Here is a 17,408-nt window from a genome sequence, read left to right as displayed (position 1 = left end):
GAGTAGCGCCCGATCTGCGGCCCGCGCATGCAACGCTGCGCCGGGCCAGCCTTGACCCCCAGAACCATTAGGAGAAAAACCATGAACGCCTCTTCCCTCAAGCTCGGTTTCATCGGCCTGGGCATCATGGGCGCGCCCATGTGCGGCCACCTGATTGCTGCCGGCCACCAGCTGTTCGTCAACACCGTGGGCAAGGTGCCGGCGCCCATCGCCGAGAGCAGCGCCACCCAGTGCACCACCGCCCGCGGCGTGGCCGAGCGCGCCGACATCATCTTCGTGATGGTGCCCGACACTCCCGACGTGGAGAAGGTGCTGTTCGGCGAAGACGGTGTGGCCGCCGGCCTGAAGGGCAGCAGCGGCAAGATCGTGGTCGACATGTCCTCCATCTCGCCCGTGGCCACCAAGGACTTCGCCAAGCGCATCGAGGCTGCCGGCGCCCAGTACCTGGATGCTCCCGTCTCCGGTGGCGAGGTCGGCGCCAAGAACGCCACCCTGTCGATCATGGTCGGCGGCCCCGATGCAGCCTTTGCCCGCGTCAAGCCGCTGTTCGAAAAAATGGGCAAGAACATCACCCTGGTGGGCGGCAACGGCGACGGCCAGACCGCCAAGGTGGCCAACCAGATCATCGTCGCGCTGAACATCGAGGCCGTGGGCGAGGCGCTGCTGTTCGCCTCGCGTGCCGGTGCCGACCCGGCCCGCGTGCGCGAAGCCCTGCTGGGCGGCTTTGCTTCCTCCAAGATCCTGGAAGTGCACGCCGAGCGCATGATCAAGCGCACCTTCGATCCGGGCTTCCGCATCGCACTGCACCAGAAGGACCTGAATCTAGCGCTGTCGGCCGCCAAGGAACTGGGCGTGTCGCTGCCCAACACCGCAAACGCGCAGCAGCTGTTCAACGCCTGCGTGGCGCACGGCGGCGCAGCCTGGGACCACTCGGGCATGGTGCGCGCGCTGGAGTTCATGGCCAACTTCGAGGTCGGCCAGAAGGTCCAGGAATCGTAAAAACAGGGAAGGGGGCGGCAAAGGCGTACAAAAACTGTATACACTTTGCCGTCCTTTGATGGCGCCGCGGCCTGGCGGCACGCAGCCGACGGGCCGCGGCGTCTTTTTTTGATTCCCTCAACATGGCAGGCGGGCCGCAGAGTCCGCCCCTTCAGGAGACTTCCACCATGGGCCTGAGCACCCACGTCCTCGACACCATGAACGGCTGCCCGGCCGCCGGCATGGCCATCGCCCTGTATTCCACCGACGGCGATCAGGCCACCCTGATCAAGCGCCTGGTGCTGAACCATGACGGCCGCACCGATGGCCCGCTGTTCGACAACGACAGCCTGCGCACCGGCACCTACCGCCTGACCTTCGACGTCGCGGCCTACTTCAAGGCGCGCGGCGTGCAATTGCCCGAGCCCAACTTCCTGGACCGCGTGAGCCTGGACTTCGGCATCGCGCACGCCGATCAGCACTACCACGTGCCGCTGCTGGTCAGCCCCTGGTCGTACTCGACCTACCGCGGCTCCTGAGCCGCAGCGGCGGCTGCGGCGGTCACAGTTGGCCTTCGGTCAGCGTGTCCAGCTGGAAGCGCCCGGACTCATCCCACAGCCAGGTGTCGGTGTAGGTCACCCGGCCCAGGCGCAGCGGTGCCGGGAACGGAGCGGCGGCATGTACCGTGCGCTCGATCTCGGCCACCACCTGCGGCGCATGGCGCGGCGCGCGCAGCCAGCGCAGCTGCCGCACCGCACCGCTGGCCTCGATCTCCACCTGCAGCACGCCGATCGCATGCAGCAGCGGCGGCAGCGGGCCCTGGTAGATGCGCCCGGCGTTCAAGGCATACACATGCGCCGCGGCATCGCGGCGGTAGTCGCGGTCACTGGCAGCAGCCGATGCCGGCGCAGCGGGCGGATTGACCGCCTCCGTGCGCGGCCGGGGCTGCGGCAACGTAGCGGCTTGGGTTTCCGGTGCCGGTTGCGACGGAACAGAATGGCCGAACAGGGCCAGAATGCGGCGCCAGATCGCAGCAGGATCCGATGTTGCGCGGCTTCGATCGCGCTGGCGGGAAGAGTGGGGCATGGCAATGCGTGCCAGTATGCGTCAGCGCCGGGCCACGACACACAACGACAAGAGCTTTCCCCATGATGACCTCCACCACGGTGACCGAGCCCTTGCAGCGCCTGCTGCAAAGCCTGGAGCGCGCCCCTGCCTGCCTGGTGACGGTGCTGGCCACCCAGGGCTCCGTGCCGCGCGAGCCCGGCGCCTGGCTGGCCGTGCCGGCGCGCGGCGAGCCAGCGTTCTTCGGCACCATCGGCGGCGGCCACCTGGAAATGGTGGCACTGCAGCAGGCGCGGCAGATGCTGGACCGGCACCTGGCGGGCGAGCCCACGCCGGTGCAGGAATTGCGCCAGGCGCTGGGGCCCAGCCTGGGCCAGTGCTGCGGCGGCGTGGTGCAGCTGCGGCTGGAATGCGTGGGCCTGCAGGACGCCCCGGCGCTGCGCACGCGACTGGCGCCGCCGCTGCAGCCGGTGGCGCTGTTCGGCGGCGGGCATGTCGGGCATTCGCTGGCGCGGGTGCTGGGCATGCTGCCGTTTTCGCTGCACTGGGTGGACAGCCGCGAAGGCGTGTTCGATCTGCAGGCCGCGCCCGATGCGCTGTGCGAGCACTCCGAGCCGGTGCATGCCGCAGTGCCGACGCTGGCGCCGGACTCGTTCGTGGTCATCATGAGCTTCAGCCACGCCGAGGACCTGGACGTGGTCGCCGCTTGCCTGCAGCGCCAGCGCCAGCACGGCGACCTGCCATTCATCGGCCTGATCGGCAGTCGCACCAAGTGGGCCACGTTCCGCCACCGGCTGGAGGCGCGGGGGTTCAGCCAGGCGGAACTCGACCATGTGACCTGTCCCATCGGTGTGCCGGGAATCGGCGGCAAGCAGCCGCAGGTCATTGCCGTATCGGTCGCGGCGCAGTTGCTGCAGCAACTTTCACCGGGGTGAGCCGCTGCATCGCACTAGGGTGACTACTAGGGCGATTGGCAGCAAAAACTGCATACACTTCGTGTCCACAAAATGGGTCGCAGCGGTGCCCGGCTTCCACAGCCTTGGTGCGCGGCCCGATTTTCATTCCTGCTCAGAGCGCCCGCAGTGGTGAGCAGCTTGGCGCCGGCACCCCACGCCGGCGAGACAGGAAACACCATGGAAAGCTACTTTCTGGACTGGGCCAACCTGCTGCTGCGCTGGTTGCACGTCATTACCGCGATCGCCTGGATCGGCTCCTCGTTCTACTTCGTGTTCCTCGACAGCAGCCTGACGCCGCCGGTCGACGAGAAGATGAAGCGCGACGGCGTGAGCGGCGAGCTCTGGGCCGTGCACGGCGGTGGCTTCTACCACCCCGTCAAGTTCAACGTGTCGCCGCCGAAGATGCCGGACCACCTGCACTGGTTCTACTGGGAGAGCTACACCACCTGGCTGAGCGGCTTCGCGCTGCTGACGGTCTCGTACCTGTGGAACGCCGGCATCTACCTGGTGAGTCCGTCCAACCCCATCATGTCCTCGTCCATGGCCATCGTGGCCGCGCTGGGCTTCCTGGTGGTGTTCTGGCTGCTGTATGACGGCATCTGCCGCACCTTCGGCCAGAAGGAGAACGGTGACGGCATCGTCGGTGCCTGCGTGCTGGTGCTGGTGTGCATTGCAGCCTTCCTGGCCTGCCACATCTTCCCCGGCCAAGCCGCCTTCCTGCTGATGGGCGCCATGCTGGCGACCTCGATGAGCGCCAACGTGTTCTTCTGGATCATCCCCGGCCAGCGCAAGGTCGTGGCTGCCCTGAAGGCCGGCGACCCGGTGGACCCGCTGCACGGCAAGCGCGCCAAGCAGCGCAGCGTGCACAACACCTACTTCACCCTGCCGGTGCTGTTCGCCATGCTGTCCAACCACTACGGCTGGCTGTACAGCCACGAGCTGAATTGGCTGGTGCTGATCCTGATGATGTTCGCCGGCGCCGCCATCCGCCAGTTCTTCGTGATGCGCCACGGCTTCAAGCTGGGCCGCAACAGCCATCCCTGGCCCTATGCCGCCGTCGGCGTGGTGGTGCTGCTGGCCGTGGCTGCCTGGCTCAAGCCGGCGCCCGCAGCAGCGGTTGCCGCAGCGCCCGCTGCCGCCACGGCGCCCGCTGCCGGCGCTGCCACGGGTGCAGCTGCCGCTGGCGGCTTCGCCCCGGTGCAGGCGCTGATCCAGCAGCACTGCGTGATGTGCCATGGCGCGGCCATTGCGCAGAAGAACGTGCGTCTGGACTCGCCCGAGCAGGTCAAGGCCCACGCGCAGCAGATCTACCAGCAGGTGGTGCAGCTCAAGAAGATGCCGTTCGGCAATCCTGGCGCCCTGAGCGACGAGCAGCGCGGCGAATTCAAGCGCTGGTTCGAAGCCGGCGCGCCCGTCACGCCTTGATTCCCTGAGCGTATAGCGCCCATCGCCATGGGCGCATGAAGCCTGCCGCGCGCAGCCGTACAGTGGCGCCATGCAACACCTGTACCGCTGCGCGCTTTTGCGTTTTGCCGACGATGGCTCGGCCCTGTATGAAGAAGATGGTCTGCTGGCCACCGCTGCCGACGCGCAAGGCGTGCAGCGCGTGGTCGCCGCCGCCGCCTGGTCGGCGCTGCGGCACTCCTACGCCGACCAGCCCGTCACCCACTGGCCCGGCCGCATCATCGCGCCGGGCTTCGTCGATCTGCACATCCACTACCCGCAGACCGACGTGATCGGCTCGCCCGCCGACGGGCTGCTGCCCTGGCTGGAGCACTACACCTTCCCGCACGAGTCGCGCTTCCACGACCCGGAGCACGCCACCGAGGTGGCAGGCTTTTTCCTGGACGAGCTGGCGCGCAACGGCGTGACCACGGCGCTCACCTTCGCCACCTCGCACGTGCCGGCGGTGGATGCGCTGATGCAGGAAGCGCAGCGCCGGCGTCTGCGCCTGATCGCCGGCAAGGTGCTGCAGGACCGGCATTCGCCCGACGGCGTGCGCGACGATACGGTGCAGAGCCTGCGCGACACCGAGGCGCTGATCCGCCGATGGCATGGCACCGATCGGCTGGGTTATGCCATCACGCCGCGCTTCGCCCCCACCAGCAGTGAGGCGCAGCTGCGCGGCGCCGGCGAGATCGCCGCCGCGCACCCGGACGTCTGGATCCAGTCGCACGTCGCCGAGAACCTGGACGAGATCCGCTGGGTGCGCGAGCTGTTCCCGGCCGCGCGCAGCTACTTGGGCGTGTACGACGACTTCGGCCTGCTGCGCCAGCGCGCCATCTACGCGCACTGCATCCACCTGGACGACACCGACCGCGCGCTGATGCGCGAGCGCGGCGCGGCTGCGGCCGTGAGCCCCACCAGCAACCTGTTCCTGGGCAGCGGCTTCTTCGACTACGTGGCAGCGGACCGCGCAGGCATGGCCTATGGCCTAGCCAGCGATGTCGGTGGCGGCACCTCGTTCAGCCCGTTCCGCACCATGCTGGCGGCCTACTACGTCGGGCGCGAGGGCCGGGCCAAGCCGGGCGTGTCGCTTGCGCCCGAGCAGCTGTGGTGGCAGCACACCGCCGGCGCGGCGCGCGCGCTGGGCCTGCAAGGCAGCGTGGGCAGCCTGCAGCCGGGCAGCGAAGCCGACTTCGTGGTGCTGAACCCCGGGGCCACACCGCTGCTGGCGCGGCGCACGCAGGCGGCGGGCAACCTGGCAGAGCTGCTGTTCGCCATGATCGTGCTGGGCGACGACCGTTTGATCGAGCGCACCGTCATCGCCTGATTTCAAGCCAAAACTGCCTTTGGCCCTTATCAAAAAAGGGCATCCAGCTATGGATTTGGTAGTAGGTTGCCAGCGTTGCCGCGCCGGGCAGGCTGGCAATCTCAGTGCGAGGAAGGCAGGCCCGGCCGCAAGGCGCGAGCCGCAGCGATGGCCGCCGCTGTCCTGAAGATTGGCGACAATGCGGCCCGGCCGGGGGCGCGGCCGCGCCACTGCGCGGAGGCCCCCCACCCGCTTTCAGGCCTGCGCGCAGACGCGGTTGCGGCCCTCGCGCTTGGCGCGGTACAGGGCCGCATCGGCGCGGTCCAGCAGCGTCGCCGGTTCTTCCTCGGGGCCGCGCAGGCCGGCCACGCCGGCGCTGATGGTGACGCGGCCCACCACCGGGTCTTCCTGCTCGGCCACCACCTGCAGCAGGGCCTGGGCGATGGTGCGGGCGCCGGCCACGTCGGTGTCGGGCAACAGCACCACGAACTCCTCGCCGCCCACGCGGGCCACCACGTCCGAGCGCCGCGCACGCGCCTGCAGGCTGGCCGCCAGGCGGCGCAGCACTTCGTCGCCCGCGCCATGGCCATGGGTGTCGTTGATGCGCTTGAAATGGTCCACGTCCAGCGCCACCACGCTCAGCGGGCGTGCGCTGCGCCGTGCCAGGCCCAGCAGGGCCACCATGCGGGCGTCGAAGCCGCGCCGGTTCAGCACCCCGGTCAGCGGGTCGGTGCTGGCCTGGCGCTCCAGCGCCTGCAGCGCCTGCTGCAGCTGGCGGGTGCGCTGCTGCACGGTTTCTTCCAGCGCCTGGTTGGCCGCCAGCAGGCGCTGCGTCATGCCGGCCAGCGCCTGGCCGAGCTGGCGTGCCTCGGTGCTGCTGCGCATTTCGGGGATATGCGCTTCGCTGTCGCCGGCATGCACCCGGGCCGCGGCGCCGGCCAGGGTTTCCAGGTCGTGGCCCAGGCGGTGCGCCGCGCGCCAGGCCAGCAGCCAGGCCAGCAGTACGGCGGCCAGGCCGCAGGCCAGCGTCAGACGCACCAGGCGGTCGGCCTCCTCGAACGCCATGCCGATGGGCTGGCGCGCCACGATGGTCCAGCCCAGATCGCTGGCCGTGGTGCGCGCCGCCAGCCGGGTGGTGGCGGTCAGGTAGCGCACGCCGTCGTCCCAGCGCACCACTGCCGTTTCTCCGTCCGGGCTGGCGCTGTCGCGATCGGGCGCATCACTGCCGCCAGATGCCAGCGCGGCGGGAAGCTGCTGGCTTTTGGCCTCCAGCATGGCGTCGCGCGCCGCCGGCGCCAGGATCAGCTGGCCTTCGCGGTTGAAGATGAACAGCTCCACGCCACGGGCGCGGGCCGACTGCGGCACCAAGCTTTGCAGCACATGCCGCGTCCACTCCCAGCTGCCGTGCACGCCCAGCACGCCGACCACCTCGCCGCGCAGGCGGATCGGCGCGGCGAAGTCCAGGAAGCGGTTGGGTTCGCCATAGGCGGTGGGCGGCAGCAGCTTGTCCAGCAGCTTGGCCGGGTGCACGTCGCCCACATAGGACTGCGCCAGGCCCTGCTGGAACCACGGCCGCTCGCGCACGCTCTGGCCGACCAGCATGCCGCCGGTGGCGTTCAGCACCGCGCCGTCTGGCGCCGCCACGCCGATCCAGGAGTTGAACGGGTCGAGCGACTTGTGCCGCTCCAGCAGGTGCCGGCCATCCGCCGTGTCCAGCCCATGCTCCCAGATGTTCTGCGCGCTGGCCAGCACCTGCGCCTCGCGCTGGCGCGTCAGCAGGCCGTCGGCGAGGAGGGTATTGGCGTTCTCGGCCACATGGCGCAGCGCCGCGCCGACGCTGCGCTGCGTGGACTGGCGCAGCAGTTCGCTGAAGCCCAGCGACAGCAGCAGCGCCAGTACCAGCACCAGGGTGCCGAAGACCAGCATGATTTGCACGCGCAGGCTGGCGCGGCCGAGACGGGAAAGCAGGCGCATGGAGGACAACCGATGGGTCGCTGGAAGCCGCCTGGCGGCTGTACGAGCGGGATGGCTATTTTCGCCGCGCCTGCAGCGCCCCGCCAGCCATGGCGTCACTGCAGCCATTTGGCGCCGTGGCCCATGATGCATATAGACATGCAGCTATCAAATGCGTAGCTGCCCTAGAATCGCGCGCCAGGAGTTGACCCAGCATGACCATCCAGAGCGACAAGTGGATCCGCCGCATGGCCGAGCAGCACGGCATGATCGAGCCGTTCGAGCCCGGCCAGATCCGCGAGCAAGAAGGCCGCAAGATCATCAGCTATGGCACCAGCAGCTACGGCTACGACATCCGCTGCGCGCGCGAGTTCAAGGTCTTCACCAACATCCACAGCACCGTGGTGGACCCGAAGAATTTCGACGAGAAGAGCTTCGTTGACTTCGAGGGCGACCACTGCATCATCCCGCCCAACAGCTTCGCGCTGGCGCGCACGGTGGAGTATTTCCGCATCCCGCGCGACGTGCTCACCGTGTGCCTGGGCAAGAGCACCTACGCGCGCTGCGGCATCATCGTCAACGTCACGCCGTTCGAGCCCGAGTGGGAGGGCTACGTGACGCTGGAGTTCTCCAACACCACGCCGCTGCCAGCCAAGATCTATGCCGGCGAGGGCTGCGCCCAGGTGCTGTTCTTCAAGGGCGACCAGCCCTGCGAGGTCAGCTACCGCGACCGCAACGGCAAATACCAGGGCCAGAGCGGCGTGACGCTGCCCAAGGCCTGAGAACGGGTGAAAGAACCCGCCATGCCCGCTCATCCCGCCAAAACACACCCGCTTGTTGTTGCCAATGCTCGCCATAGCCCACGCCATGGCTGCGCTTTGCGCCTGGATCGGCTGCGTTTTCGCGGCCTGCTCGGCCACGCCGGGTTCATTCACGCGTTCTGAGCTCGCAGGCACGCACCGAGGCCTGGGCGCAGGGGCACCCGGCAGCTGCCGCCGCCGTCCTACGCGGGTTCGGGCAGTGCCTGCCTGCGCGGGCCCAGGCGCGCTGCCCTAGCATCGGCTCCAGTTTTCAGCCACCAGAAATCGCCGGAGCCCGTTGCCATGTCCCGCTCGCCCGCCTCGCCATCGTCCCCCGTTCGCTCCTCGAAAATGCCCGCCGATGGTGTGTGCTCGCCGCTGTGGCTGATGCTGGCTGGATTGGCGCTCATCGCCCTGCAACTGCTGGCCTTCGACCGGCTGGTGGAACGCCATGTTCACGATGCGCGGGCACAGGCGGCGCGCTATGTGACGGTGACGCTGCAGCAGCCCGCGTCGGCGCAGCCGGCCCAGGCATCCGGCGAACGGATGCTGGTGGCAGGCAATTGATGAGTCCGGCGCGCCGGGCGCGCCACGTTCGGCCAGAGCCCTGGGGCCCTGCCTTCAGTCGGAGAGCAACACCATGAAATGGGAAGGCAACCGCGAATCCAGCAACGTCGAGGATCGCCGAGGTGGCGGCGGCGGCATGATCGGTGGGCGCAGCATCGGCATCGGCACGGTGGTGATCGCGCTGATCGGCTGGGGTGTGTTCGGCATCAATCCGCTGACCACCATCGGCGTGCTGTCGGGCGGCGGTTCGCCACAGGTGCAGCAGGGCCCCGCCCAGGCACCGCCCGAAGGCGACCGTCAGGCGGCCTTTGTCTCGACCGTGCTGGCCTCGACCGAGGACGTGTGGAGCCAGGTCTTCCGTCAGGGCGGGGCGCAATACCGGGCGCCGAAGCTGGTGCTGTTCCGCGGTGCCACCCCGACGGCGTGCGGCACCGGTCAGAGCGCCATGGGGCCGTTCTATTGCCCGGGCGACCAGAAGGTCTATCTGGACATGGATTTCTTCGACACCATGCGCCGCCAGCTCGGAGCGCCGGGCGAATTTGCCCAGGCCTACGTAGTGGCGCACGAGGTCGGCCACCACGTGCAGACGCTGCTGGGCACCACGGGCCAGGTGGACAGCCGGCGCGGGCGGGTCAGCCAGCGCGAACAGAACGCCCTCTCGGTGCGCCTGGAGCTGCAGGCCGACTGCTACGCCGGCTTGTGGGCGCACCATTCGCAACAGGCGCGCAACTGGCTGGAGGAAGGCGATATCCAGTCGGCCATCAATGCCGCCGAGCAGATTGGCGACGACACGCTGCAACGCAAGCAGACCGGCGCCGTGCGCCCCGACGCGTTCACGCACGGCAGCAGTGCCCAGCGCGTGCGCTGGTTCACCCAGGGCTATCGCACGGGAAGCGTGCAGTCTTGCGACACATTCAACGCCTCCGCCCTTTGAATGTGGCCGTTTTTTGCTGCAATGCGACAATAGCGGCTTGATGACACAAGCATATTCAAGCCTTGCGCTGGCTGAACCTTTGAAGCGCGCCGTGGCCGACATGGGCTACGAGAACATGACGCCGATCCAGGCCGAGGCCATTCCCGTGGTGCTGACGGGCAAGGATGTGATGGGCGCGGCCCAGACGGGCACCGGCAAGACGGCTGCCTTCTCGCTGCCGCTGCTGCAGCGCCTGATGAAGCACGAAAACGCCTCCGCCTCGCCCGCGCGCCACCCGGTGCGCGCGCTGGTGCTGCTGCCCACGCGCGAACTGGCCGACCAGGTGGCGCAGCAGATCGCGCTGTACGCCAAATACACCAAGCTGCGCAGCACCGTGGTTTTCGGCGGCATGGACATGAAGCCGCAGACGCTGGAGCTGAAAAAGGGCGTCGAGGTGCTGGTGGCCACGCCCGGACGCCTGCTGGACCATATCGAGGCCAAGAATGCGGTGCTGAATCAGGTCGAGTACGTGGTGCTCGACGAGGCCGACCGCATGCTGGACATCGGCTTCCTGCCCGACCTGCAGCGCATCCTGAGCTACCTGCCCCAGCAGCGCACCACGCTGCTGTTCTCGGCGACCTTCTCGCCCGAGATCAAGCGCCTGGCCGGCAGCTACCTGCAGAAACCGGTGGTGATCGAGGTCGCACGGCCCAACGAGACCGCTTCCACCGTCGAGCAGCGCTTCTTCAGCGTCAGCGGCGACGACAAGCGCCGCGCCATCCACAAGGTGCTCAAGGAACGCAACATCCGCCAGGCCTTCATCTTCGTCAACAGCAAGCTCGGCTGCGCGCGCTTGGCGCGCGCGCTGGAGCGCGACGGTTTGAAGACCGCTGCGCTGCACGGCGACAAGAGCCAGGACGAGCGCCTGAAGGCGCTGGAGGCCTTCAAGGCCGGCGAGGTGGACCTGCTGGTCTGCACCGATGTGGCAGCGCGCGGCCTGGACATCAAGGACGTGCCGGCGGTGTTCAACCACGACGTGCCCTTCAACGCCGAGGACTATGTACACCGTATCGGCCGCACCGGCCGCGCCGGGGCCTCGGGGCTGGCGGTCACGCTGGCGGCCAGCAGCGATGCGCGCCTGGTGGCCGAGATCGAGAAGCTCATCAAGAAGAAAATCGAGCTGGAGCCGCTGCAGCTGGAGGATGAGCGCCCGCGCGGCCGCTTCAATGACGGTCGCCGCGCCTGGGGCGAGGGCGATGCAGGCGGGCGTGGCGCCCATGCGCCCGAACGCCGGCCGGCGCGCAGCAGCGGCAGCAGTGCCGGCGGTGGCAGCAGCTACCACCGCGCTGCGGTGTCGCGTGATCCGTTCTTCGAGCGGCCTTATGAGCCCAGCGCCGCGCCCGAGGCGGCGCCGAGCTGGGAGGCCGCGCCGCGCTCCGGCCCGGTGCGTCCCGGCCTGTCGCCCAACATCAAGCCACGGCGCAAGGTGGCGGCGCTCTTCAGAGCACCTCTCCCGGAAACCCTGGAGCACTGAAAGACGCGTTCCCGCGCTGCCCGACTGCTGCACCTCGGCAGCAGAGGGCGGTACAGGCGCTGCGGCCTGAGGGGTTGGATCTTTTCATGGCAGCCCAGAGGTCTTGGGTTGCAGGCACCCAAGAGCTGCCCGGCTGCCGTCATCTGGCGGCTCAAGCCGCCAGGGCCTGCCGTGCCTGGCCGCGTGTAGCCCACGACACCACCAGGCACAGCGCCAGCGTCGGCAGCGCCGCGCCGATGCCGGGCAGCACCCTTGGCACCAGGTGGTAGAAGGCGATACCTGCCAGCCATAGTCCCACCGACGACCAGTGCACCGGCGCGGCTGTGTCCAGCCGCAGGCCGATGGCCGCGCCACCCCCCAGTCGTCCCAGCACCACGCCGAACAGCGGCACGAAGACGGAGCTGAGCATCAGCAGAAACGGCTCCAGGCTGTGCATCGGCAGCGCCAGCGCGCCGGCGGTGCACGCCAGCGCGATCACCACGCCGAAGCGGCGGATGCTCCAGCGCGGCAGCAGGCTGTGCGCCGACACCGCGCCCGAGTAGGCATCGCCGTAGGCGTTGTCCACTTCATCGATCAGCACCAGCGACAGCGCGATCAGCCCGCCCTGCGCCAGCAGCAGCGCCGTGACCAGGTCCTGGCTGGGCAGCACCAGCGCCACCAGCACGCCCAGGCTGTAGCACCAGATGTTGGCCAGCACGTAGCCGGCCCAGCTGCCAGTGAGCGCCGAGCGGCCGCTCTTGCCGTGGCGCGCGTAATCGGCCACCAGCGGCAGCCAGGATGCGGGCATGGCGATGACCAGATCCAGCGCTCCCATCACACCCAGGCCGCCCGCACCCGGGCGCTGCCACAGTTGCGCCCAGCCCTGGGCCTGCGCCAGCGACAGGAATTGCCACGACAGCCACAGCAGCGACAGCACCACCAGCGGCAGCGCCACACGCGCTATCACGCGGCGCACCAGCCGCACCATCGAGCCGCTGATGAGCAGCAGCACCACGCCACCCCATAGGAGCGTCGCCGCCAGTGTCCAGGCGCTGCCGGCCAGGCTGCCTTCGCCCAGCGACTGGCGCGCGATGGCCAGCGTGGCATCGCGCATGACCACCAGCTCGAACGTGCCCCAGCCGACCAGCTGCACGATGTTCAGCACGATCGGCAGGCTGGCGAAGCGCCGGCCGTACACCGCGTGCATCAGCCCGGCGCTGGCCAGCCCGCTGTCGCAGCCGATCTTGGCGACCCAGCCCAGCAGCCCGCCGCCGATCAGCGAACCGGCGACGATGGCCGCCAGCGCCTCGGGCGGCGACAGCGCAGGCATCAGGTAGGCGCCCACCTGCATCACCAGCAGGCCCACCCCAAGGCTGAACCACAGCGCCGTGTGGTCGCGCCACTGGAACACGCGCTCGCCCGCGGGCACGGGCGTCAGCGCCTCGTTGGCCGGCGCGGTGGCGGCGGGGGAAGGGGTCGGGTTCATGCGGCGTGCTCCTTGTGCGTGCCGCGCGGGAAAGGCAGCACGCGGCGCCGGGCACGCACGGACACGGCGTACCTGGAGGCCCATCGGAGCGATGCGGCGTGCTTTCCCTGCGCGAGGATGATCTCAATCAGGTTCGAAGGGACTGTCTCAGCCCTCGCTGCCAGCCCATCGGCCAGACAGCGGGGCACCCCCAGCAAAGCGCGCCGGCCGCGAAGGCACGGCTGGCGCACGGGCGCGATTCTAGGCGCCGGGCGGCGGCACCACGCCCAGGCGCTGCTGCAGCCGCGCGCTGCTGGTGGTGTATTCCAGCGGCACCGGCGCGCCGGCCAGCCGTTCGGCGCAGGCAAAGGCGGCCAGCGTCGCCTCGTGGAAGCCACACACGATCAGCCGGCGCTTGCCGGGATAGGCGACGACGTCGCCCACCGCGTAGATGCCCGGCACGCTGGTGGCAAAGGTCGCCGGGTCCACCTGCAGCTGCTTGCGCTGCATGGCCAGGCCCCAGTCGGCGATCGGCCCCAGGCGCGGCGATATGCCGAGGTAGGCCAGCAGCAGGTCGAGCGGCAGCGCGCTGGCCTGGCCGCCAGCGTCCAGCAGCGTGAGCGCGCACAGACGCTTGCCTTCGACCTGCACACCGGCGATCTGCCCGGCCAGCACCCGCACGCGGCAGGCGTCGCGCAACGCCTGCAATTGCGCCAACTGCCCGGGCGCGGCCTGGAAGGCATCGCGCCGGTGCAGCAGGGTGACGCTGGCGGCCAGCAGCGCGCAGTCGATTGCCGCCTGCACCGCGGCCGCGTCGCCGCCGTGCACCACCACCTGCCGGCCGCGCGCCGCCTGCACGTCGCCGGGGTGGTACAGCACCTGGGTGCCGACAAAAGGCGCAATGCCCTCGACCTTGAGCGCGCGGGGCACGAAGGCGCCGACGCCGGCGGCGATGAACACGCCGCGCGCGGCGATGCGCGTGCCGGCGCTGGTGCCCAGCAGCAGCCGGCCGTCCGGCTGCGCCGCCAGCGTCTCGACCTGCTGGCCGAAGTGGCACACCGGCGCGAACGGCACGATCTGCGCCAGCAGGCGCTCGGTCAGCTCCTGCCCGCTGCACACGCCGATGCCGGGGATGTCGTAGATCGGCTTGTCGCCATACAGCTCGGCGCACTGCCCGCCGGCATGCGGCAGGGCGTCGATCAGATGCGCCGCGATGCCCTGCAGGCCCAGCTGGAACACCTGCCACAGGCCCACGGGGCCTGCGCCGATGACGACGGCATCGGCCTGCAGCGCCGTGGCATCTGACTCAAAGCTCATGCCCGCCGCCCCTGGGGAAAAACTACATGGGCAAAAGAAGAATCTCTGGGCGACAAATTCGGCACACGGCTGTGCCGGGTTGCACTGCGGCAACTGCTGGTTCCTGGAACCTCATGCGCCCAGAGCGCGCGCCATGCCGGCAGACGCCGCGCTTTGGCCCCCCCCGCCGCGCTGGCGTCGTCCCATGCCCAGGGCGCGCAGCGCCGCAAGAGCGGGGAGAAGGCGCGCCAGCGCCTCAGGGGGGTGGCCGTCATTTCTCGAGATACTGCAGCTTGTCCGGCTTGCCGTTCCATTCGTCGGCGTCCGGCAGTGCGCCCTTGCGCTTGGTGATGCTCTTGAACTTCGGCGTCAGGTCGGCGTTGATCTTGATGTAGGGCAGCTGGTCGGCCGGCAGGTCTTCCTCGGCGAAGATGGCTTCGGCAGGGCACTCGGGGATGCAGACCGCGCAGTCGATGCACTCGTCCGGATCGATGACGAGGAAGTTCGGGCCTTCGCGGAAGCAGTCCACGGGGCACACGTCCACGCAATCGGTGTATTTGCACTTGATGCAGTTTTCGGTGACGACGTGAGTCATGGGAGCAATCGTAGAGTTTTTGGGTATTCGGGATAGCCCGCAATTTTAGGCTTCCATGCGGCAGGCCGGGCGCCCGGCCATGGCCGGGGCCCGGTTACCTTGATGCGCATCAAGCCCGGCGGCTGCGGGAGCGGCCTGCGCGCGCCTAGCGAAGCAGCGCCGCGCCGGCCGTGCGGTGGCTGGCCGTGTCCACCAGCACCAGCGCGCCGGGCACGCGGGCCTGCGCGAAGGGCGCGGTGGGGATGGGCTCCTGCAGCAGCAGCTCGACGTGGCCGATGGCGTTGGCCTCCAGCGCGTCGGCGGCGGTCTCGGCCAGGGTGTGGATGTCCAGCCGGTGCAGCACGCGGCGCACGCGCGCCTTGACCCAGCGGTGGCCGTGCAGTGCCCAGTACACGCGCCCGGCGGTCAGGGGCTCGTCGTCCAGCCAGGCCACAGTGGCGGCGATCTCGCGCTGCAGCGGCCAAGCGGTGGGCGCTGTGGACGCAGCGTCGAAGTCGAAGTCGTCCTCGGCCGGCGCGGCAACGGCACTGTCCGGTGCGGCCACGAGCCAGTCGCCGCGCGAGACGTCCAGCTCGCGGTCCAGCACCACGCCGGCGCTGGTGCCGGCCACCACCGCGCCGGCGCGGCGCACGTGGTCCAGCACCTGCGCCACGCGGGCGCGCTGGCCGCCGGGCAGCACCTCCACCTCGTCGCCCGGCGCCACGCGGCCGGCGGCCACACGGCCCCAGAACACGCGCCGGCCCTGGGTGGTGTCGCTGGACGAGGAGGCGGACTTTTCCACCCACTGCACCGGCAACGCCAGCGGCAGCTGCCCGTCGGCGGGCGTGCGCGGCAGGCGCTCGAGCAGTGGCAGCAGCGCCGGGCCGTCGTAGCCGCACCAGCCGGCGTGCGCGGCGGCGACGTTCCAGCCCTGCAGCGCCGAGATCGGCACCGTCGCCGCCACGGTGATGCCCGCCGCGTGCGCAAAGCGCGCCAGCGCCGCGCGGATGTGGGCGAACGCCACGGCCGGCTCGTCCACCGCGTCCAGCTTGTTGACCGCGAAGACCAGCGACGGCACGCGCAGCAGGTGCGCCAGCAGCGCGTGGCGGCGGGTCTGCGGCAGCAGCGCGGGCTCGCTGGCGCGCCAGTCCAGCTTGGTCGCGTCGACCAGCACGATGGCGGCGTCGGCCTGCGAGGCGGCGGTGACCATGTTGCGCGTGTACTGCTCGTGGCCCGGCGCGTCGCCGATGATGAACTTGCGCGCCGGGGTGGCGAAGTAGCGCCAGGCGATGTCGATGGTGATGCCCTGCTCGCGCTCGGCGGCCAGGCCGTCGGTCAGCTGCGCCAGGTCCGCCTGGCCCGAGCGCGAGACGCCGGCGAGCTGGTCGGCGAGCACCGCGCGGCTGTCCACCAGCAGGCGGCCGATCAGGGTGCTCTTGCCGTCGTCTACGCTGCCGCAGGTGATGAAGCGCAGGGCCGGGTGCTGTGCCTGGTCGTCCAGGCCGAAGTCCATCCGGGTCTGCGTCAGCAGCGCGTCGGCAGCCAGGGTCTCAGGAGTTTCCATGCTGGCGGTGGTCATCAGAAGTACCCGTCTTTCTTGCGTTTTTCCATCGAGGCTTCGCTGGTCTGGTCGTCCATGCGCGTGGCGCCGCGCTCGCTCACCTCAGCCGACAGCGTCTCCAGCACGATCTCGGCGGCGCTGGCCGCCGGGCTCTCCACCGGGCAGGTGCAGGTGATGTCGCCCAGGGTGCGAAAGCGCACCTGGCGCGTCTGCGCCTGCTCGCCGTCCTTGAGCGGTGTCAGTTCCGTCACCGGCACCAGCAGGCCGCGGCGCTTGACGATCTGGCGCGGATGGCTGTAGTAGAGGCTGGGCAGCGCCACGCCTTCGCGCTCGATGTACTGCCACACGTCCAGCTCGGTCCAGTTGCTGATCGGGAAGACGCGGAAGTGCTCGCCGGGCGCGATGCGGGTGTTGAAGAGTTGCCACAGCTCCGGGCGCTGCGCTTTGGGCTGCCACTGGCCGAAGCTGTCGCGGTGCGAAAAGATGCGCTCCTTGGCGCGCGCCTTTTCCTCGTCGCGGCGCGCGCCGCCGATCAGCGCGTCGAAGCGGAATTCCTCGATGGCTTCGAGCAGCGTGACCGACTGGTGCGCGTTGCGCGGCTCGTCGGGGCGCGCCAGGCGCACCGTGCCGCGGGCCATGGAATCCTCCACGCTGCGCACGATCAGCCGCGCGCCGAGTTCGGCCGCGCGCTGGTCGCGGAACTGCGTGACCTCGGGAAAGTTGTGCCCGGTGTCGATCATGAGCAGCGGAAACGGCAGCTGCCCGGCGCCGAAGGCTTTTTCCGCGCAGCGCAGCATGACCAGCGAATCCTTGCCGCCGGAAAACAAGAGCGCCGGGCGCTCGAAGGCGGCGGCGACCTCGCGCAGCAGGTAGATGGTTTCCTCTTCCAGCGCGTCCAAGTGGCGGTTGCTCAAGGAGTGGAGCACGGCGGGATCGACTCGGGCATTCATGGCGTTTTCCAGTCAAATCGGGCGTTGGCCCTTGTGGGACAAGCGCGAGCAGCTATGTTTTTGGT

Annotated in this window: 16 protein-coding genes; 9 read left to right on the top strand and 7 right to left on the bottom strand. The window is 69.6% G+C overall.

Annotation, left to right across the window (positions count from 1 at the left end; genetic code table 11):
• Positions 1–81 precede the first annotated feature (81 nt).
• Entirely contained in the window at positions 82–999 is a 918-nt protein-coding gene (gene glxR, locus BLQ61_RS11075) for a 2-hydroxy-3-oxopropionate reductase (RefSeq protein WP_091570057.1), read from the top strand.
• A 167-nt stretch (positions 1,000–1,166) separates the two neighbouring features.
• Positions 1,167–1,517, top strand: a complete 351-nt coding sequence (gene uraH, locus BLQ61_RS11070; RefSeq protein WP_091570054.1) for a hydroxyisourate hydrolase — start codon at positions 1,167–1,169, stop codon at positions 1,515–1,517.
• A 22-nt stretch (positions 1,518–1,539) separates the two neighbouring features.
• Here uraH and BLQ61_RS11065 read toward each other — a convergent pair whose 3' ends face one another.
• Positions 1,540–2,064: a hypothetical protein gene (locus tag BLQ61_RS11065; RefSeq protein WP_245703996.1), complete on the bottom strand. Its 525-nt coding sequence runs from the start codon at positions 2,062–2,064 to the stop codon at positions 1,540–1,542.
• A gap of 65 nt (positions 2,065–2,129) precedes the next feature.
• Between BLQ61_RS11065 and xdhC the strand changes: the two genes are divergently transcribed.
• The 3 genes from xdhC to guaD all read left to right on the top strand — a co-directional run bounded on the left by xdhC (position 2,130) and on the right by guaD (position 5,772).
• A complete protein-coding gene (xdhC, locus tag BLQ61_RS11060) occupies positions 2,130–2,978 on the top strand; it encodes a xanthine dehydrogenase accessory protein XdhC (protein ID WP_091570543.1) in 849 nt (282 codons plus the stop codon).
• 198 nt (positions 2,979–3,176) lie between these two features.
• Positions 3,177–4,424: a urate hydroxylase PuuD gene (locus BLQ61_RS11055; RefSeq protein ID WP_091570540.1), complete on the top strand. Its 1,248-nt coding sequence runs from the start codon at positions 3,177–3,179 to the stop codon at positions 4,422–4,424.
• Positions 4,425–4,494: 70 nt separating this feature from the next.
• Positions 4,495–5,772, top strand: a complete 1,278-nt coding sequence (gene guaD / locus BLQ61_RS11050; protein ID WP_091570052.1) for a guanine deaminase — start codon at positions 4,495–4,497, stop codon at positions 5,770–5,772.
• Between the two features lie 234 nt (positions 5,773–6,006).
• Here the strand turns inward: guaD and BLQ61_RS11045 are convergent, their stop codons facing one another.
• Positions 6,007–7,725, bottom strand: coding sequence for a sensor domain-containing diguanylate cyclase (locus BLQ61_RS11045; protein ID WP_091570049.1), 1,719 nt, complete (start codon positions 7,723–7,725; stop codon positions 6,007–6,009).
• 194 nt (positions 7,726–7,919) lie between these two features.
• Between BLQ61_RS11045 and dcd the strand changes: the two genes are divergently transcribed.
• From dcd to BLQ61_RS11025, 4 genes are all read left to right on the top strand, one after another.
• Complete coding sequence (gene dcd, locus BLQ61_RS11040; protein ID WP_091570047.1) at positions 7,920–8,486, top strand: dCTP deaminase; 567 nt, start codon at positions 7,920–7,922, stop codon at positions 8,484–8,486.
• Between the two features lie 321 nt (positions 8,487–8,807).
• Positions 8,808–9,071, top strand: a complete 264-nt coding sequence (locus tag BLQ61_RS11035; protein WP_139182744.1) for a hypothetical protein — start codon at positions 8,808–8,810, stop codon at positions 9,069–9,071.
• 73 nt (positions 9,072–9,144) lie between these two features.
• Complete coding sequence (gene ypfJ / locus BLQ61_RS11030; RefSeq protein WP_091570042.1) at positions 9,145–10,005, top strand: KPN_02809 family neutral zinc metallopeptidase; 861 nt, start codon at positions 9,145–9,147, stop codon at positions 10,003–10,005.
• Between the two features lie 40 nt (positions 10,006–10,045).
• Positions 10,046–11,518, top strand: a complete 1,473-nt coding sequence (locus BLQ61_RS11025) for a DEAD/DEAH box helicase (protein ID WP_091570039.1) — start codon at positions 10,046–10,048, stop codon at positions 11,516–11,518.
• Positions 11,519–11,669: 151 nt separating this feature from the next.
• Here BLQ61_RS11025 and BLQ61_RS11020 read toward each other — a convergent pair whose 3' ends face one another.
• The 5 genes from BLQ61_RS11020 to cysD form a co-directional block, all read right to left on the bottom strand.
• On the bottom strand, positions 11,670–12,983 hold the full coding sequence (locus BLQ61_RS11020; protein WP_091570036.1) for a purine-cytosine permease family protein: 1,314 nt from the start codon (positions 12,981–12,983) through the stop codon (positions 11,670–11,672).
• Positions 12,984–13,223: 240 nt separating this feature from the next.
• Entirely contained in the window at positions 13,224–14,279 is a 1,056-nt protein-coding gene (locus BLQ61_RS11015; RefSeq protein ID WP_091570034.1) for an NAD(P)/FAD-dependent oxidoreductase, read from the bottom strand.
• Between the two features lie 250 nt (positions 14,280–14,529).
• Positions 14,530–14,853: a ferredoxin FdxA gene (gene fdxA, locus BLQ61_RS11010; RefSeq protein WP_091570031.1), complete on the bottom strand. Its 324-nt coding sequence runs from the start codon at positions 14,851–14,853 to the stop codon at positions 14,530–14,532.
• Between the two features lie 145 nt (positions 14,854–14,998).
• Positions 14,999–16,411: a sulfate adenylyltransferase subunit 1 gene (locus BLQ61_RS11005; RefSeq protein ID WP_091570028.1), complete on the bottom strand. Its 1,413-nt coding sequence runs from the start codon at positions 16,409–16,411 to the stop codon at positions 14,999–15,001.
• Entirely contained in the window at positions 16,411–17,343 is a 933-nt protein-coding gene (cysD, locus tag BLQ61_RS11000) for a sulfate adenylyltransferase subunit CysD (RefSeq protein WP_091570024.1), read from the bottom strand. Before cysD ends, BLQ61_RS11005 begins: the two co-directional genes overlap by 1 nt.
• Between the last annotated feature and the right edge of the window lie 65 nt (positions 17,344–17,408).

This window comes from Oryzisolibacter propanilivorax (assembly GCF_900103645.1).
Lineage (GTDB): Bacteria > Pseudomonadota > Gammaproteobacteria > Burkholderiales > Burkholderiaceae_C > Melaminivora > Melaminivora propanilivorax.
The sequence above is the reverse complement of the archived record's forward strand: the minus strand, read 5'-3'. Positions and strand labels throughout refer to the sequence as shown.

Excerpts from the sequence above, each read along its gene's own strand:
- BLQ61_RS11055 (WP_091570540.1), top strand. The coding sequence starts at position 3,177 with ATGGAAAGCTACTTTCTGGACTGGGCCAACCTGCTGCTGCGCTGGTTG.
- BLQ61_RS11045 (WP_091570049.1), bottom strand. The coding sequence starts at position 7,725 with ATGCGCCTGCTTTCCCGTCTCGGCCGCGCCAGCCTGCGCGTGCAAATC.
- BLQ61_RS11025 (WP_091570039.1), top strand. The coding sequence starts at position 10,046 with ATGACACAAGCATATTCAAGCCTTGCGCTGGCTGAACCTTTGAAGCGC.
- cysD (WP_091570024.1), bottom strand. The coding sequence starts at position 17,343 with ATGAATGCCCGAGTCGATCCCGCCGTGCTCCACTCCTTGAGCAACCGC.
- BLQ61_RS11020 (WP_091570036.1), bottom strand. The coding sequence starts at position 12,983 with ATGAACCCGACCCCTTCCCCCGCCGCCACCGCGCCGGCCAACGAGGCG.
- uraH (WP_091570054.1), top strand. The coding sequence starts at position 1,167 with ATGGGCCTGAGCACCCACGTCCTCGACACCATGAACGGCTGCCCGGCC.
- dcd (WP_091570047.1), top strand. The coding sequence starts at position 7,920 with ATGACCATCCAGAGCGACAAGTGGATCCGCCGCATGGCCGAGCAGCAC.
- BLQ61_RS11015 (WP_091570034.1), bottom strand. The coding sequence starts at position 14,279 with ATGAGCTTTGAGTCAGATGCCACGGCGCTGCAGGCCGATGCCGTCGTC.
- BLQ61_RS11035 (WP_139182744.1), top strand. The coding sequence starts at position 8,808 with ATGTCCCGCTCGCCCGCCTCGCCATCGTCCCCCGTTCGCTCCTCGAAA.
- ypfJ (WP_091570042.1), top strand. The coding sequence starts at position 9,145 with ATGAAATGGGAAGGCAACCGCGAATCCAGCAACGTCGAGGATCGCCGA.
- fdxA (WP_091570031.1), bottom strand. The coding sequence starts at position 14,853 with ATGACTCACGTCGTCACCGAAAACTGCATCAAGTGCAAATACACCGAT.
- glxR (WP_091570057.1), top strand. The coding sequence starts at position 82 with ATGAACGCCTCTTCCCTCAAGCTCGGTTTCATCGGCCTGGGCATCATG.
- guaD (WP_091570052.1), top strand. The coding sequence starts at position 4,495 with ATGCAACACCTGTACCGCTGCGCGCTTTTGCGTTTTGCCGACGATGGC.
- xdhC (WP_091570543.1), top strand. The coding sequence starts at position 2,130 with ATGACCTCCACCACGGTGACCGAGCCCTTGCAGCGCCTGCTGCAAAGC.
- BLQ61_RS11065 (WP_245703996.1), bottom strand. The coding sequence starts at position 2,064 with ATGCCCCACTCTTCCCGCCAGCGCGATCGAAGCCGCGCAACATCGGAT.
- BLQ61_RS11005 (WP_091570028.1), bottom strand. The coding sequence starts at position 16,411 with ATGACCACCGCCAGCATGGAAACTCCTGAGACCCTGGCTGCCGACGCG.